Origin of the sequence: Metabacillus hrfriensis, from assembly GCF_030127205.1 — a bacterium.
GTDB classification, from domain to species: Bacteria; Bacillota; Bacilli; order Bacillales; family Bacillaceae; genus Bacillus_P; species Bacillus_P dongyingensis.
Genome location: NZ_CP126116.1, coordinates 2796798 through 2813544, shown reverse-complemented (window position 1 = coordinate 2813544; position 16747 = coordinate 2796798). Strand labels below are relative to the sequence as shown.

Genomic DNA, 16747 nt, shown 5'->3' with positions numbered 1-16747 from the left:
GGGAATACCTATCTTTTTTAACTGAAAGAACAGGGAATTTCCTATTTCTGTAGAATAGGGTAATAGAATCAGTAAAAAAGGGGTGTTATACATGATTACATTTCAAAAGCCGGATGTCGAGCAGTTTTTAAAGGTGCTGACGATTCAGGATTTTACGGTTTCTCCAGATAAAAAACAGCTGGTGTTCAGCACAAATATCGGCGGCCATTTTAACTTATGGGCAATGGATTTGCCAAATCAGTATCCTTACCCGTTAACATCCATTAATCAAGCATGCGACAGTCTTTTATATAATAAAAAATCTAAATTTATTATGGCAGGATTTGATCAGGACGGAGATGAAAATTCGCAGCTGTATGCGCTTTCACCTAAAGGAGGTTCACAGGTTGCGGTGCGGTATGAAAAAGGTGAGCGTCACATGTTCCCGTTCTTTTCAAAAAATGGTGAATCCCTGTATTATACATCCACTAAAGATGGACACGATACCTATCTTGCAGCCTATCGGTATAATCTTACGGATGAATCCGAAGAAATTCTAATAGAGGGGACGGATACATCAGTCTATCTAATGGCCGTATCTCCTGAAGAGAAAAGCTTTGTTTATTCTAAAAACTACGGCAATACTTCTTCGTTATTGTTTGTGAAAATAGACGGGGAAGATGTTCTTGCTACACCTGAAAGTGCTCAGCAATTTACTCAGAGCGATCCTGTTTATACTTCTGAGCATGAAATCTATTTTATTACAAACTATGAATCTGATTTTTCCTATTTGGCAAAATTTGATTTGGCCAAGCGGGAGTTTTCGAAGGTGCTTGATCTAAAAGGGAAAGATGCAAATGCGCTAAAGTATGATGATGCTTTGCAAAAGATTTATGTGATAGCAGCTAAAGGGGTTAAAGATGTATTGATTTCTTATGATTTAATAGATCAATCATCTGAATTTATCGAGGTTCCAATTGACAGGATAAACAAAATTGAAGTAACAGAAGCTGGAGAACTTTTCATTCTCGGGCAATCAGCAACAATCCCTTTAAATATTTTCAGCAGAACCCCTTCGCAAAGCTGGGTGCAAATCACGAATCATGGTGTCACTGGAATGAGACCTGAAGATTTAGTTGAACCCGAAACGGTTACATATGCGTCGTTTGACGGACTGGAAATTGAAGCTTCCTTGTTTAGAGCTCATGCTGAAACAAGCAACGGGCATATGATTATCTGGCCCCATGGCGGTCCGCAGTCTGCTGAAACAAACTCATTCCGGGCTCTTTTTCAGTTTTTGCTGAACAGCGGCTGCAGTATTTTCGCACCTAACTTCAGAGGATCAACCCGTTACGGGCTTTCTTTCATGAAAATGGTAGAGGGAGAATGGGGGAATGGTCCGCGCCATGATATGATAGCGGGAATTGACTGGCTAATCGAACAAGGAATGGCCGATAAAGAGAAGCTTTTCTTGATGGGCGGAAGTTTTGGAGGGTATATGGCCCTTCTCCTTCACGGGCGTCATCCGGAATATTTTAAAGCTGTAGTCGATATATTTGGACCAAGCGATCTTTTCTCGTTTATCAACAGTGTACCGGAATTCTGGAAGCCTGCTATGGATCAGTGGGTCGGAAATCCTGAGCGTGACCGTGAAAAACTGATTGATTTTTCTCCGATAACGCATTTAGAGGGAATGACAAAACCGATGCTCGTGATTCAGGGGGCAAACGATCCGCGTGTAGTTAAAGCAGAATCTGATAAAATTGTTGAAGCCCTGAGACAAAAGGGCCGGAAAGTAGACTACATGGTTTTAGAAGACGAGGGACACGGCTTTACCAAAAAAGAGAATGAAATTCTTGTTTATCGCGCAATCGCTGATTTTTTCAATCGTTACTTATAAGAGAAGGTGAATAGATGAAAAGCAGGAAAATTGCCATCGTGACGGGAGCAAGCAGACTTAAAGGTATTGGGGCAGCCATCTGCCTTGAGCTTGCTGAAGCCGGAACAGATATATTCTTTACTTACTACCGGCCATACGATGCAGAGCAGCCTTGGGGATCTAAAAATGAGGAAGCTGAAAAGCTGAAGTCTCAAATTGCAGCCTTAGGAGTGCGCTCGTCAAGTATGGAGCTGGATTTAACTAATACAGAATCTTTCCGCGTTTTGTTTAACCAAGTGGAGAAAATGCTTGGAGAACCGTCTATTCTTATTAATAATGCAGCATACTCTGCTGAAAATAATTTCGAGACGATTACATCTGAAAACCTCGATCTTCATTATTTCATGAATGTCCGTGCACCGCTTATGTTAAGTTCCGAATTTGCCAAACGGTTTCAGCAGGGCCGGGGAGGAAGAATTATTCATATGACATCCGGCCAATCCCAAGGGCCAATGCCCGGTGAGCTTGCATATGCCGCAACAAAAGCATGCATTCCGGATATGACCAAAACACTTGCATCTGAAGTTGGCAACAAAGGCATTACCGTGAATGCAGTGAATCCCGGTCCGACAGATACAGGGTGGATGACGGCTGATTTAAAAAAGGTTCTTATTGAAAAATTTCCAATGAATCGTATAGGGCAGCCTGAAGATGCTGCCCGTCTGGTTGCGTTTCTTGCAAGTGAGGCAGCTGAATGGATTACTGGGCAGACGATTCATTCCGAAGGTGGATTTTTAAGGTCCTGAAGGTAAGAGCGTATTTCGTAAAATAAGCAGAATGGATTAAGGAAGGGATACATATGACAGTAATCAAACTAACGAATGACCGATATCGCGAAGCATTGAAACTATCTGAATATGCGTTTCAATATAAAGTTCCTGAACAAAGCATTGAAAAAAGATTGGAGACAATGGAGAAGCATCATGAATTATTCGGTATTCTGGAAGGGGAAGAGCTTGCTGCTAAGCTTCACATGCTGCCCCTTGAGGTATACCTTGGTGAAACGAAATGGAAAATGGGCGGCATTGCTGGTGTTGCCACTTATCCGGAGCACCGCCGAAGCGGGTATGTGAAAGAAATGATCACCTTTCTTCTAGAATACATGAGAAAAGAGGGATTCAGTGTTTCCATGCTGCATCCATTTTCCGTGCCATTTTACAGGAAATACGGCTGGGAGCTTTTTTGCAGCCGATTAAAAGCTTCGTTAAAATCAGAAGATCTTGTCATGAAAAAGCAAGTGCAAGGGAAAATCAGACGCTTTCAAAAAGAGGCGCATTCTTCTCAAATCGAAGAAATATATGATCAATTTGCCAAGCAATTTTCAGGCATGCTCGTCCGTGAAACATCTTGGTGGCAGGCATCCATCTATGATGAACTTACTGCAGCTGTCTATTATAATGAGGATGGAGAAGCTAAAGGTTATATGCTCTATGAAGTGAAAAAAGCTAAAATGACCGTTGAGGAGTTTGTTCCATTAACTACTGACGCCAGAATTGGGCTATGGAATTTCATTTGCCAGCATGACTCAATGATAAAAGAACTTGAGATCGCTACATACGAAAGCGACCCGTTATTTTTTTCGCTCAACGAACCGAGAATTAAAGCGGAAGTGACACCTTATTTTATGGTCCGGATCGTTGATGCCGAAAGTTTATTAAAGAATTTTGATTTCGAGTGGTCAGCTGGGGTTTCTGAACTTGTCATTCATTTAAAAGATCAGCATGCTCCTTGGAATAATGGAACATATAAGATTAAGAACAAAGAAATCACTAAGTTGAACGAATCAGAATCTGAGGGACTGTCGCTCGATATTAATACTCTGTCTGCGATGCTGTTTGGTTACAAACGGCCTGCTGATTTATATGAAATTGGCCAAATTGAAGGCGGGGAAGAAGCAATAAAAGGACTGGAAACGCTTATTCCCGCAAGAAAAGCTTTCTTTTATGACTTCTTTTAATAAGGATAAGAGCTGCGTTTGCAGCTCTTTTTTGCATGCAAGAGTTATCGCAGATTCCTATAATGACTCAAAGCAAGCAGCGGAAAAATCTTATTGTAGCTGTGATAATGAATATAAAATTGCTTTGGAAGCCCGATTCCTGTAGGATATACAGAGCTTTTTTCATCGAAAGGATCCATTAGGCGCTTTATGCCTCTTTGTATCACTGCGTCCTTTTTATCCAGCACACATAATAGGGCATCAAGAGCCCAGGCTGTTTGGGAGGGAGTACTGAAACTGAGCGGAATGTAGGTTTTCACTTCAGAACTTCTGCATGATTCGCCAAATCCTCCATCTTTATTTTGGATGCTCACTAACCATTTAACCGCTTTTACAATAGCAGGGTGAGAGTTTGATAAACCAGCTGCTTTAAGACCGGTAATCGCAGCCCAAGTTCCGTATATATAACATACTCCCCATCTGCCATACCAGGACCCGTTTCGTTCTTGATGCTGAACAAGCCAGGAAACCGCTGCATGAATTGAAGGATGGTTTTTCGTCAACCCTGCAAAATTTCCGAAGAATTCAAGGACACGTCCTGTCAGATCGGCAGTTGATGGATCTGTCGCTGCGTCTTTGGCATTTTCAAGAGGGATGGAAGCAAATATAGGATTATTGACATTTTTCTCAAATGCACCAAAACCCCCGTCACGATTTTGCATAGTCAGAAGCCAAGATGACCCTTTATTCCACGCTTCAAAATACAAGGAATTAGTAGCGGAGGGCTGAGTGATAGCACGCAGAACAGCAGCTGTGTCATCGTTGTCAGGATGATTGGTATTGATGTTAGAAAATCCCCAGCCGCCGGGAGATGAAGCTGGATTATGAATGCTCCAGTCCGCCATTTTCGTTTGCTGCCGCAATAGCAAATAGGAAGCAGCATTCATAATTAGTGTATCTTTATAAGGTACACCAGCTTTTTGCAGGCTATAGCTTAGAAGGGCAGTATCCCAAACCGTAGAAGTGGAATTTTCAAGCGTGATTATCTTGTCATCTTGATAGATGATCGATTTCAATCCTGAAACTGCCTGCATGATTTGGGCTGAGTTTTCTTTATACCCGAGCGCGAGAAGGGCGTAAATCATAAAAAATGTGGCGCTGGCATAGCTGAAAAGCGTTCCGTCTGATTCGATCCTCTGGAGCATATATTTTTCAGCAGCGTTCTCACCGGCTCTTTGAACATAGGATGGAAAAGAAAAAAATGACCGAATAGTTTCAATGAATAAACTGTGCTCTGTGCGATGGCTGTCTGAAAACGACAGCCAATCCATGGATTTTGGTTTTGAAACATGTAAATGCGATAGATTTATAGAATGGGGAGTACTATGAATATATCGTTTATTCATCGCAAGAATCATCGGTATAAAATGGATTCTTGCATAGGAACTCAATTGATACATACTGACCGGGGAACCGGCTGGCTGCAGCAAATAGGCGAGCGGAAAGCGAAAATACTTAGGCCATGGATAAAGGCCGTTTACTGCCAAGAACCATTTTGTCATGAAATGAACATTAGCGAGTCCTCCTTGAGAGATAATATAAGATTCTGCCTTTTTCAGCGTGGAGTGTGATTTTTTATATAATCCTGTGAAAAGCAGGGCTGTATAAGCCTGAACAGTTGCTGTTAAATTGCCTTCTTTTTCATCTTCGTAAAGTTTCCATGTGCCTTCATCTGTCTGCAGATTTATCAGCCGATTTGACAGATTTTTAATTAAATCTTCATCATTATACTTGAGAGAACGAAGAAGAATTATCATAAATGCATCTGTCATTGGCCCGCCTTCAAAGCAAAAGCGCCATGAACCATCACTTTTTTGCAGCTGCCTGAGCTCATCTGTCATCTTTTGGATTTGTTCGTTTAAAATGTTCATTGAAATCACTTCATTCACCTCATCTTTTTCAATCTATTCACGAAAAGGGGGTGTTATCACAGTAACGGTGTTCCGCACATGGTTTATATAGTATAATAAGGTCAAAATGCATAAAGGAGAATGCTGAAATGATTCATCAAGAATGGCTGAACAAAGAGACAATTAAAGTGGTAAGATGCAAACATACAAATGCAGAAAAATACATGGTAAACCGAGTTTTAACAGCCGGAAATACATATGAAGTGAAAAACGAAACAGAAGAGTTTTACTTTGTCATTGATAACAATGGAAAAGTGAGCGGGTTCTACAAGGATTATTTTGAAGAGAAGTAAACGATAAAAAAGCCATCTGATTTTGATCAGATGGCTTTTTGTCTGCACGCGTTTACCAGGCGGTTCCGCTTTTCTCATTGTCCAGCTCCACCTCCCAGCCCCTCGGCCAGAACAGATCCGCCAAAAAAGTCAAAAGCAGACTTTTCTGTCGGATCTGTTCTGTCTGTCGGGGCTAAACGGTCGGTTCCGCTTTTCTATTTTATCGCTGAAGGTTAATCCAAACACTCTTAACTTCTGTATAATTAGACAAAGCATAGGATCCCATTTCGCGTCCAATTCCGGATTGCTTGTAGCCGCCGAACGGCGAAGCAGCATCAAATGCGTTGTAGCAGTTGACCCAGACGGTTCCAGCTTTTAATTTGTTTGCTACATAATGGGCATTGGCAATATCCCGTGTCCATAATCCTGCAGCAAGACCAAATTCACTTTGATTTGCACGGTTAATGACTTCATCCAGATCATCATATGGCATAGCAGCAATAACCGGGCCGAAAATTTCTTCTCTTGCAATGGTCATTTCATCTTTAACTGCCGAGAAAATGGTAGGTGAGACGAAGTAGCCGTTTTCAGATGGAGATCCGCCGCCAGTTAAGATTTCAGCGCCTTCTTCTACACCTTTTTGAATATAATTCAGAACGCGGTTTTGCTGTTCATCGGATACGAGTGGCCCGATTTGCGTTTCCGGTTCAATACCTGCACCCTGTCGGATATTTTTTGCATGGGAAACCATGTCGGCCACAACGTTATCATAATGTTTCTTTTGGATGAAAACGCGCGATCCTGCACAGCATACTTGACCTTGGTTAAACATAACTCCAGTCAGAGCTCCAGGAACAGCAGCCGAGAGATCTGCGTCAGGAAGAATGATGTTAGGCGACTTTCCGCCAAGCTCAAGTGTTACGCGCTTAAGTGTTTTTGATGCTTTCTCCATGATCATTTTACCTACAGGTGTAGAACCTGTGAAAGCAATTTTGTCTACATCAGGATGCATAACAAGTGCATCTCCGGCTGTTTCACCGAAGCCCGGTACGATGTTGACTACTCCTTCAGGGAACCCTGCTTCTGCAATCAGCTCAGCTAAGTATAAAGCTGAAAGAGGCGTTTGTTCAGCCGGTTTCAGCACGACTGTACACCCAGTCGCAAGTGCAGCTCCCAATTTCCACATCGCCATTAGTAGAGGGAAGTTCCAAGGAATAATCTGTCCAACTACACCAAGGGCTTCATGTCTTGTGTAATTAAAAAATTGACCGCTTACCGGAATGGTTTGTCCGACAATTTTGGTTGACCAGCCTGCATAATATCTCATATGTTCAATTGCCAATGGAACATCAGCATTTGTTGTTTCATTAATCGGTTTTCCATTATCAAGCGTTTCAAGCTGAGCAAGCTCTTCTTTATTCGCTTCCATTAAATCAGCAAGCTTGTACATCAGTCTGCTTCGTTCAGCTGCGCTCATTTTAGACCATGGACCTGCATCAAATGCTTTTCTTGCAGCCTTAACAGCAAGATCGATATCAGCCTTGTCACCTTCATAAACGGATGCAAGCGTTTCGCCTGTGGCTGGGTTTGGAGTGTTAAACGTCTTTTTAGATACACTCTCTACAAATTCACCATTGATAAACAGCTTTTTCTTTCCCTGCAGAAATTTCGCCAGCTTTTCTCCAACTTTTAACGTAGCTTGACTCATGAAATCAGCCTCCTAAATGGTAGTGGTGAAAAAATATGTAGAAATCATGCTGAAGACGGGCAGACGGACTGCCAGTTATGATACTAAATTGTAAGCGATTACAATGAAAATAATATACTAAAAATTCATAATTTACAATATATAAGTCTTTATTATCTATTAAAATATGAATATGGCAAAAAGAGATAGGCTGAGGTGATAGAAATGAAATCATTGTTGAACGAGCTCATTGAGCTTTTTATAGAAGTTTGCAAAAACAACTTATCAGGAATCTATCTTCATGGATCGCTTGCGATGAATGGATTCAATAAAGAGGCAAGCGATGTGGATATTCTGACTGTTGTGAAGAGCTCAATGAAAATAAAGGAAAAACGAATGCTGTTGAACGGGCTCCAAACATTGAAATCCGAGTTGCCGGCTAAAGGGATAGAGCTCAGCGTCATAACAAAAGACAGCATCCATCATTTTGACTATCCAACTCCTTATGAGTTTCATTTTTCAAAGGAGTATAAAGAACTTGATGCAGGGTTCGATTATGACTTAGCAGCCCATATGATGGTTGTCTTTCATAGAGGAAAATGTCTGTACGGAATGGGAATACAAAATCAATTTAAGCCAATGGATGAAAAGTATTATACAGATTCAATTTTACGTGATGTTTTAAATGCACCTATTAACGAAAATCCCTTATATTACACATTAAATCTTTGCCGCGTTCTCGCTTATTTAAAAGAAAAGAGAATCATGTCAAAAAAAGAGGGAGGGGAATGGGGTCTGGAGAATCTACCTGAACCGCATCGTGCCGCGGTTGATTTTTATTTGAAATTGTATACTAATATGCAGACAGATCCATGGCTGAAACCGTCCAATCAGGATATGATCATGTTTGCTGCGTTTATGGAAAGAGCGATAAATGGGTCAGGCATCCTTGAATCAGACAAGGTGCCTGTTTTTTTCTTGGATAGATAGAAACATGGTGAGAAAATAAATGAAATTTTCATATGTATCACATTCAAACTTCTCTAAGAAACTCTGCAGCTGTCCCTCACTGATCGAATCCAGTATTCCTGATATTTCAATCGGATAACGGTGACTTTGAAAAAAATCTCCAGCTCCGAATTCTTTAAAAATCTCTTCCATTATTATCATCCTTTCCAGCTACCAGTATGAAGAAAATACTCATTTTCTAAACATTAAAGTTTATGCTGGGCTTTTTAGTGGAAAGGTCTAAGAGATTCATGACGAAATGTGTTAATTTTTCAATCAGTAGGAAACCATAAAATTAAGAAGGGCAGCAGGCTCTTTTTTAAACATTGGTCTGCCTGATTCACCTGCTTATATAGTTTGATGCACGAAGAAAATGGATACTCATATTACTTACACAGAAAGGAAATCATCATGATCGGTATACTTCTTGCATTAATTCCTGCTGTTGCCTGGGGAAGCCTTGTGCTTGTCAGTGTAAAGCTTGGAGGAAGTGCTTACAGTCAGACACTCGGCATAACCATTGGAGCTTTTTTATTCTCTCTGGTCATGTACTTTTTTTCAAACCCTGATTTAACACCTCTCGTCTGGTCTATCGGGATAGTCTCAGGGATTTTCTGGACCATTGGGCAATTAAATCAGCTTGCAAGCGTCAAACACATCGGCGTCTCTAAAACAGTGCCTATTTCTACAGGCATGCAGCTGATGGGCACAACTTTATTCGGTGTTCTTCTATTTAAAGAATGGGATACCAAAATGACAGTTATTCTTGGAATCATCGCTATTCTTTTAATTATTGGCGGTGTTGTTTTTACTTCAATCGGGCAAAAAGACGATAAAGATGCAGGCAAAAGCCTCAAAAAAGGATTACTGATTTTATTTATTTCTTCAATAGGATACATAGGATATGTCATAATCATCAGATATTTTGAAATTGACGGCTGGGCGGCTATTTTGCCCCAGGCAATCGGGATGGTTGCAGCTTCTGCAGCTTTAACAACGAGACATAAACCTTTTAATAAATTTGCATTCCGCAATATTTTGACGGGGTTAATGTGGGCTGCAGGAAATTTAGGATTGCTTCTCTCTCTTCAGAAAATCGGAGTGGCGACAAGCTTCTCCCTTTCGCAGACAGGAATCATTATTTCAACACTCGGAGGAATTTTCCTGCTTGGCGAAAAGAAAACAAAAAAACAAATTATTTTTGTCATAATCGGCTGTGTATTGATTATCGCAGGCGGAGTCTTACTTGGTTTTACAAAACGTTAGGAGGAATTAAACATGTATCCAAGTTTAAAAGGGAAAGTTGTGGCTGTTACAGGGGCTTCTTCAGGTCTTGGAAAAGCCATTGCACAGCGCTTTGCAGAAGAAGGTGCAAAGGTAGTGGTTAATTATTTAACAGAGGATGACAAACCGGAACTGGTCATTGATGAAATAAAAACAAAAGGCGGAGAGGCTTCTAAAATACAGGGAGATGTTTCACAAGAAGACGATGTAAAAAGGATCGTTCAGTTTGCTGTTGAAACCTACGGAACGCTTGATGTGATGGTGAACAATGCAGGTATTCAAGCTGAAATCCCGACTGAAGAGCTTTCACTAGATAACTGGAATAAAGTCATACAGACCAATTTAACCGGTGCTTTTCTGGGCAGCAGGGAAGCGATTAAACATATGCTGGACCACAATATTAAAGGTTGTGTTATTAACATGTCATCTGTCCATCAGCAGATTCCCTGGCCTCACTTCGCCCATTATGCTGCAAGCAAAGGAGGAATCAAGCTGTTGACTGAAACGCTGGCACTCGAGTACGCTTCTTCCGGAATTCGCGTAAATAATATCGCACCTGGAGCCATTGATACTCCAATCAATGCAGAGAAGTTTGCAGATCCTGAAGCAAAAAAAGATGTCATTGATCTTATCCCTATGGGGTATGTCGGAAAGCCTGAAGAGATTGCTGCGTGCGTAGCGTGGCTTGCATCATCAGAGGCAAGCTATGTAACGGGAATCACCCTGTATGCAGATGGCGGAATGACGAAATATCCAAGCTTCCAGGCCGGTAAAGGCTAAAAGCGAAAACCCGCATCTCAATGGATCTGCGGGTTTTCTGTGCTTTTTTCATTTCAGGTATTTCATACTGGGTGCAGAATCTATTTTTGCCGGACTGAATCCAAAGCTAGTGCAGCATATTACCTTAAACAGCTTTGCCCTTAAGTCCACACGTTTAAATCATTTAAACAGGGCATCTTATATGGAAAGAAAAAGAATATCACCTGCAAAAAATCAGCGATTAACAGAAAACGGCTAGTCTTTTTTTGCATAAATCCTTCATTTCAGCAAAAGATAATGGAAATGAATGGAGGTATGAAATTATGCAAAAAAGAAAGCTGTTAACTGGAGCGGGCCTTGCCATTTCCTTTTTGATAAGTGCAGGATGCGGAATGGATAACAATGCCCGTGAAAACGATAATCTCATGAACAATGAGCTGAAAAATGTCACGTATGATGAACAAACAAATGAGCAGAATCAAATGGATATAGCGGATGATGCCGCAAAAAAGGTGGCTGATTTAGAAGAAATAAAATATGCGAACGTCATCGTTACAAACAATAATGCATATGCAGCAGTGGTGCTGGAAGGAGATCCTAAAGGGAAGCTTTCAAATGAAGTGAAGGATAAAGTAGCAGATCAAGTCAGATCAACAGACCGGGATATTAACAACGTATATGTCTCTGAAAACCCGGACTTTTTTGATCGTATGAAAGATTATGGGGACAAAATCCGAAGCGGAGAGCCGGTTGCCGGTCTTGGAGATGAATTTAACGAAATGATTAAGCGTGTTTTCCCGCAAGCAAAATAGTCAGAAGAAAACAGACCGGAGGATTGAATCAGGTCTGTTTTTTTTGGTTTAAAAAGGTTTTTCCTCACTTTAATTAGGGCATATAATGAAAGCTATGATCTATTTTTAGGAGGAGTCTTTTTGTCAGGTTTTCGTGTTTTAAGGCTGAAAAACAAACGGCCGCTGCTTATATTGCTTATTATTATTATTTTAACGGGCACGGTTATTTACCAGAGCTATAAACCTCTTCCGGAGAATATCTCCTATGAAGGAGATATTCACAAAGTAGAAGATGTGAAATTCTTATATGATTTAACTTACAAAATAGAAGGACGGGTAGAAGCGGATCAAATGATCTTTGATGCCGTTTTTAAAGCCATTGATGAAGCAGAAGAATTTATCGTCATCGATTTGTTCTTATTTAACGGTTACTATGATCGGGGGGAGACATACCCTAAAATCAGCAAAGAACTCTCGGATAGACTGCTGAAAAAGAAAAAAGCAAATCCGGAAATGGATATCGTTTTCATCACAGATGATATTAATACATCATATGGATCACATGCCTCCAAAGAATTAGAAGCTTTTAAAGATGCCGGCATTGATGTTGTCATGTCTGACATGGACGCACTGCGTGACTCAAACCCGCTATATTCCAGTGTTTGGCGAACCTTTTTCCAATGGTTTGGCCAGGCTGGTCCAGGCTGGCTTTCAAATCCTTTTGGCGATACGGCACCAGATATCCATATCAGATCTTATTTAAAGCTTTTCAATGTCAAGGCTAATCACAGGAAAGCAGTAGCAACCGAAAAAACTGCGATCGTTTCATCAGCTAACCCTCACGATGCGAGCGGTTATCATTCCAATGTGGCTTTTCAGGTGAACGGAAATGTCATTGCGGATGTGCTCGAATCAGAACAGGCAGTCTCTGATTATTCCGGAGGACCCAATCTGCCGGTGTATGAGAAAAAGAACGCTGAAAAGGGCAATATTAAGGTACAGGTGTTAACAGAAGGAAAAATTTATAAACATCTGCTCGAATCGATAAGAAATACAGAGAAAGACGATGAAATCTGGATCGGTATGTTTTACTTGGCAGACCGAAAAGTCATTGATTCCCTGGTTGCCGCGTCCAATCGCGGAGCAGAAATCAAAATGATTCTTGATCCGAATCAAAATGCTTTCGGCCAGGAGAAAATCGGTCTCCCGAACCGGCCTGTCGCAGAAGAACTCTTAGAAGATACAAATCAAAAAATAGAGGTTAGATGGTACAATACAACAAAAGAGCAGTATCATCCTAAAATGCTCTTTATAAAAAGCAAAGAAGAATCGACCATTATCAGCGGATCTGCCAACTTTACGAAACGGAACCTGGATGACCTGAATCTTGAAAATGATCTTAAGATTGCAGCGCCAGCTGATGAACCAGTCATGAAGGAAGTAGAAGGTTATTTTATCAAATTATGGACAAATGACGGTGCTGATTATACTCTGGATTTCGAAAAGTACAGAGATGACATGCCATTTATTAAGCGTGGGATCTATGCTATTCAAAAATTTTTCAGATTTACAACCTTTTAACTCCGGCAAAAAAGCCGGAGTTTTTTATTTTTTTGCAGAGGAATTTCTAAAGCTGAAAGCTAATTATATAGCAGAGGTGAAATCAGATGAAACTGACAGAATACAGAGATAGAAGTCGATTTATTGAAATAGCGGAACCTTTTCTATTGAAAAAAGAAGCAGAAAATAACCTTATGCTGGGACTTATAGGAGCTTTTAAACGGACGATTCCTGCTGCAGATGTATATACTGCTGCGGTGGTTGAAGACGGAGAGCCAGCAATAACGATGCTGATGACACCTCCCCATAATTTGATCCTGTCTTTTAATGAGGATGGAATGACTGAGACAATTCTCTTAGAAACAGTACGCGCATTAGTTAAGAAAGGTTTACATATACCAGGTGTGGTCGGAGAGCGGAAATGGACAGAGGCATTCGCGAAAATTTGGTCGATCGAAACAGAGGGCAGAGCTGAAATTGTAATGGAACAAAAGATTTATCGTCTTCATGAACTGGCTCAACGAAAACGCGGTGAAGGCAAATTTATTTTGGCAGAACTAGCCCATCTACCCCTCCTGACAGAATGGATGGTGGATTTTATGAATTATACAAACGAGCCTCCGATTACAGCGCTGCAGGCGGCAGGAAGAATGAAGCAGTTTATTGCAGAGAAATCAGTCTTCCTTTGGATGGCAGAAGGTAAACCTGTATCAATGGCAAAGAAATCGAGGACCACGAAAAATGGAATTTGCGTTTCGCTCGTCTATACTCCAGATGAATTCAGGGGCAATGGGTACGCAAGCAGCTGCGTTGCTGAGCTTAGCGAGCACTTGTTAAAAGATTTTTCCTTTTGCACGCTCTATACTGACCTCTCTAATCCAACATCAAACAGCATTTATCAAAAAATAGGGTATCAGCCAATTCAAGATTCGATCATGATTAGTTTTTCTTCGTAAAACAGGCGCTTTCTTTAGGAAAGCGTTTTTTATTTGCCTTTTTATGAGAAAGCCTCCCATGCAAATTTGGGATTCAATTATTGCTGCAGACGATTAACTTTCACATAATTAGAGAGTTCTGCGGTTTCATTCTTTAACAGAAGTGGAAATGAAAGGGCAAGGCGGTGAGTAGATGAAAACACAAGTTTTGGTTATCGGCGGCGGAGTAGGCGGTTTAACGGCAGCTTTGAAGCTTGCTAAATGCGGTATAGATGTATGTGTTGTTGAGCAGACAAAAGGTTCGGCGCACATGTATAAGGGAGAATTGCTGCAGCCGAAAAGCCTTGAAATTTTTCATCAGCTTGGAATTAATAAGCCGATTTTGAAAGCCGGGCATCAAATAAACGAAATTGAAATGAATGAAATGAAACGGAAAAACGGCAAGTATGTAAAGCTTGGAACAGCCACAATGCGATACAGCATCATTGAGAGCGAATACAATTATGCCCTCATGATTCCCCATGAAAGGCTTAAAGAAGTCCTGCTTGAAAAAGCGAAGGAATTTCCCGCTTTTCATTATATACAGCCGGCAAAATTTAAAGAATTCAAAAATCAGGCAGCGGTCGTTAGGAGCAATAAAGAAGAGTTTATCATTGAGGCCGATTATTATATTGGGGCTGAGGGACGGAGATCAAACGTCAGAAATGCCATGAATGTAAAATTAAATGAACACGAATATGATCATCATTTCTTAACAGTTACGTTTGAAAGGCCAGTGTCTATGACAGAGGGGAAAATCATATCTACACCGCATGCATTTCTCGGACTTTTTCCTCTTCCGAACAATGAAGTAAGAACGGTTTATCTCATTCAGTCAGGAGAATATCAATCGTTAAAAGAACGCGGCATTGAACACTTTCATAAGAAGTATATTGATTTGTGTCCGGAACTTGACGGATACGTAACAAATCTTAAGGAATGGAAAAAAATTCAGCTGATGATTCCGGTTCATTTTCATGCTGAGACCTATGTAAAAGGTAACATGGCCATAATTGGGGATTCTGCACACAGTGTTCATCCAATGGCAGGAGAGGGAATGAACCTTGCCATACAGGATGGAGATGTACTCGGTGAACTGCTTTGCTGGATGTACAAACATGATGAACACAGTCCTGTCAATTTAAAATGGTACGAAAAGGTCCGCAAATCCAGAGTGGATTTCATTTTAAATTTAAGCCATTTATCAGCACTTGCTTACTCCAAGCCGTTTCGTTATTTCGGATCGCTTAGAAATAGAAGCCTCAAACAGATGACAGAGGATGAAAAGCTTCACACAAAACAAATGCTGAATATTTCAGGACTAGGCATTTGGAAAGAGTCATTTTACGATCGTCTCGTCCAAATTGGCATGCTGCCTCCGAGAACCCTGCAGAATATTGAACTGCTGCATACAAGGTATATGTTTACGTATGAAAATGATTATCCATGGGAAGTGAAAGGGAGGTTTGGATAATGATCATTGATGAATACGTCCGCTTATTTAAAGCAAGAAGCTGGATGAAGCGCAATATGCCTTTTTTATACAGCTGGCACGCATATGTAGGGTATGAACTGGACTTGTTTGAAATCTTTAAATCACCTAAAACCATCGATGAAGTGGCGGCTAAACATTCATTAGAACTGGAGCTGCTCGAACGATGGGTTGAAGTGGGAATATCAATCAAATATTTAAAAGAAGTGTCCAAAAATCGTTTTAAGACTTCAAAAAGCTTCATGCTTCCTGACAGCAAAAGGGATCCTAAATCGGTCGGAATCCTCCTGAAGGAAATGATGGAGCTTCACATCCCGGCTCTATTAACCTACCCTTCGATCATGAAAACAGATGAAAGGCAAACATTTGACCATGAGCAGCACGGAACAACAGTAGCCCAGACATCTACTTTGCTTGAGCAGCTGGCTTATCCTAAGCTGATTCAGCTCGTGAAAAAGAATAAAGTACAGTCGATTGTCGACGCAGGGTGCGGGCATGGAGGCTACCTTCAAAAACTGTCGCATGCACTGCCAGATATAAAACTGACCGGGATCGAAATCAATGAAGAAGTAGCAATTGAGGCGGACAGGAGATGCAGATTAATTCCTAACATTTCAATCACATGTATGGATGTTGAAGAGTGGAGAGCAGCTGCTTCAGTGGATTTAATCATGATGAATAATTTACTGCATTATATATCTCCAGAAAAAAGAGTCAATGTGATTCGGAATTTAAGCATTTGCCTTTCCGGATGCGGGGTGATATCCATCATTACCCCGATAAGGAAACCTAAGCACGGCAAACAGTTTTCAAGTGTATTCAATAGTTTCTTTACTGCATTTGATAATCTTTATGCTTTACCTACAAAACAGGAGCTTTCTTCGATAGCGGATCAATCCAATATGAAACTGAAAAGCTTAAAACCCATCATTCGTGAAGGAGGCTGGTATTTTTGTACTTTCGTTAAGAAGAAGTGAAGCCTTCTGGCAGAAGGCAGAAGGCTTTTTTCAGAAATAATGAAAAGCAGGCTAAAATTAAAGCTTATCAATCAAGCATTCCTCTGCAGCGAATTTGGACTGCCGGGACATTGCGAGGA

14 protein-coding genes are annotated in these 16747 nt (G+C 40.8%); 12 read left to right on the top strand and 2 right to left on the bottom strand.

Translation table 11 applies throughout. From position 1 onward, the window contains the following. Positions 1-91 precede the first annotated feature (91 nt). From QLQ22_RS13990 to QLQ22_RS13980, 3 genes are read left to right on the top strand one after another with little or no spacing between them, the layout of a single operon-like run. Positions 92-1879, top strand: a complete 1788-nt coding sequence (locus QLQ22_RS13990) for a S9 family peptidase (protein ID WP_284015002.1) — start codon at positions 92-94, stop codon at positions 1877-1879. 14 nt (positions 1880-1893) lie between these two features. Continuing rightward, positions 1894-2664 (top strand): SDR family oxidoreductase, encoded by a 771-nt coding sequence (locus QLQ22_RS13985; protein ID WP_252206987.1) that lies wholly within the window; start codon positions 1894-1896, stop codon positions 2662-2664. A gap of 53 nt (positions 2665-2717) precedes the next feature. After that, positions 2718-3875, top strand: a complete 1158-nt coding sequence (locus QLQ22_RS13980; RefSeq protein ID WP_284015001.1) for a GNAT family N-acetyltransferase — start codon at positions 2718-2720, stop codon at positions 3873-3875. Between the two features lie 44 nt (positions 3876-3919). Here QLQ22_RS13980 and QLQ22_RS13975 read toward each other — a convergent pair whose 3' ends face one another. Continuing rightward, a complete protein-coding gene (locus QLQ22_RS13975; protein ID WP_284016828.1) occupies positions 3920-5785 on the bottom strand; it encodes a terpene cyclase/mutase family protein in 1866 nt (621 codons plus the stop codon). A gap of 128 nt (positions 5786-5913) precedes the next feature. Here QLQ22_RS13975 and QLQ22_RS13970 point away from each other — a divergent pair, with 128 nt between their 5' ends. Next, on the top strand, positions 5914-6117 hold the full coding sequence (locus tag QLQ22_RS13970; RefSeq protein WP_223435517.1) for a DUF6501 family protein: 204 nt from the start codon (positions 5914-5916) through the stop codon (positions 6115-6117). Positions 6118-6316: 199 nt separating this feature from the next. Here QLQ22_RS13970 and QLQ22_RS13965 read toward each other — a convergent pair whose 3' ends face one another. Continuing rightward, positions 6317-7804, bottom strand: a complete 1488-nt coding sequence (locus QLQ22_RS13965) for an aldehyde dehydrogenase family protein (RefSeq protein ID WP_284015000.1) — start codon at positions 7802-7804, stop codon at positions 6317-6319. Positions 7805-8008: 204 nt separating this feature from the next. Between QLQ22_RS13965 and QLQ22_RS13960 the strand changes: the two genes are divergently transcribed. The 8 genes from QLQ22_RS13960 (at position 8009) to QLQ22_RS13925 (ending at position 16628) form a co-directional block, all read left to right on the top strand. Then, positions 8009-8773 (top strand): aminoglycoside adenylyltransferase domain-containing protein, encoded by a 765-nt coding sequence (locus QLQ22_RS13960; RefSeq protein WP_284014999.1) that lies wholly within the window; start codon positions 8009-8011, stop codon positions 8771-8773. Between the two features lie 432 nt (positions 8774-9205). Further along, on the top strand, positions 9206-10057 hold the full coding sequence (locus QLQ22_RS13955) for a GRP family sugar transporter (RefSeq protein ID WP_223443429.1): 852 nt from the start codon (positions 9206-9208) through the stop codon (positions 10055-10057). A 12-nt stretch (positions 10058-10069) separates the two neighbouring features. Beyond that, positions 10070-10855: a glucose-1-dehydrogenase gene (locus QLQ22_RS13950; protein WP_223435512.1), complete on the top strand. Its 786-nt coding sequence runs from the start codon at positions 10070-10072 to the stop codon at positions 10853-10855. A 302-nt stretch (positions 10856-11157) separates the two neighbouring features. Next, a complete protein-coding gene (locus QLQ22_RS13945) occupies positions 11158-11646 on the top strand; it encodes a YhcN/YlaJ family sporulation lipoprotein (RefSeq protein ID WP_284014998.1) in 489 nt (162 codons plus the stop codon). 120 nt (positions 11647-11766) lie between these two features. Then, complete coding sequence (locus QLQ22_RS13940; RefSeq protein WP_223435510.1) at positions 11767-13206, top strand: phospholipase D family protein; 1440 nt, start codon at positions 11767-11769, stop codon at positions 13204-13206. An 86-nt stretch (positions 13207-13292) separates the two neighbouring features. After that, positions 13293-14141, top strand: a complete 849-nt coding sequence (locus QLQ22_RS13935; protein ID WP_284014997.1) for a GNAT family N-acetyltransferase — start codon at positions 13293-13295, stop codon at positions 14139-14141. Positions 14142-14313: 172 nt separating this feature from the next. Next, a complete protein-coding gene (locus tag QLQ22_RS13930) occupies positions 14314-15633 on the top strand; it encodes an FAD-dependent oxidoreductase (RefSeq protein ID WP_252206983.1) in 1320 nt (439 codons plus the stop codon). Continuing rightward, complete coding sequence (locus tag QLQ22_RS13925) at positions 15633-16628, top strand: class I SAM-dependent methyltransferase (protein WP_223435505.1); 996 nt, start codon at positions 15633-15635, stop codon at positions 16626-16628. Before QLQ22_RS13930 ends, QLQ22_RS13925 begins: the two co-directional genes overlap by 1 nt. The last annotated feature ends 119 nt before the right edge of the window (positions 16629-16747 follow it).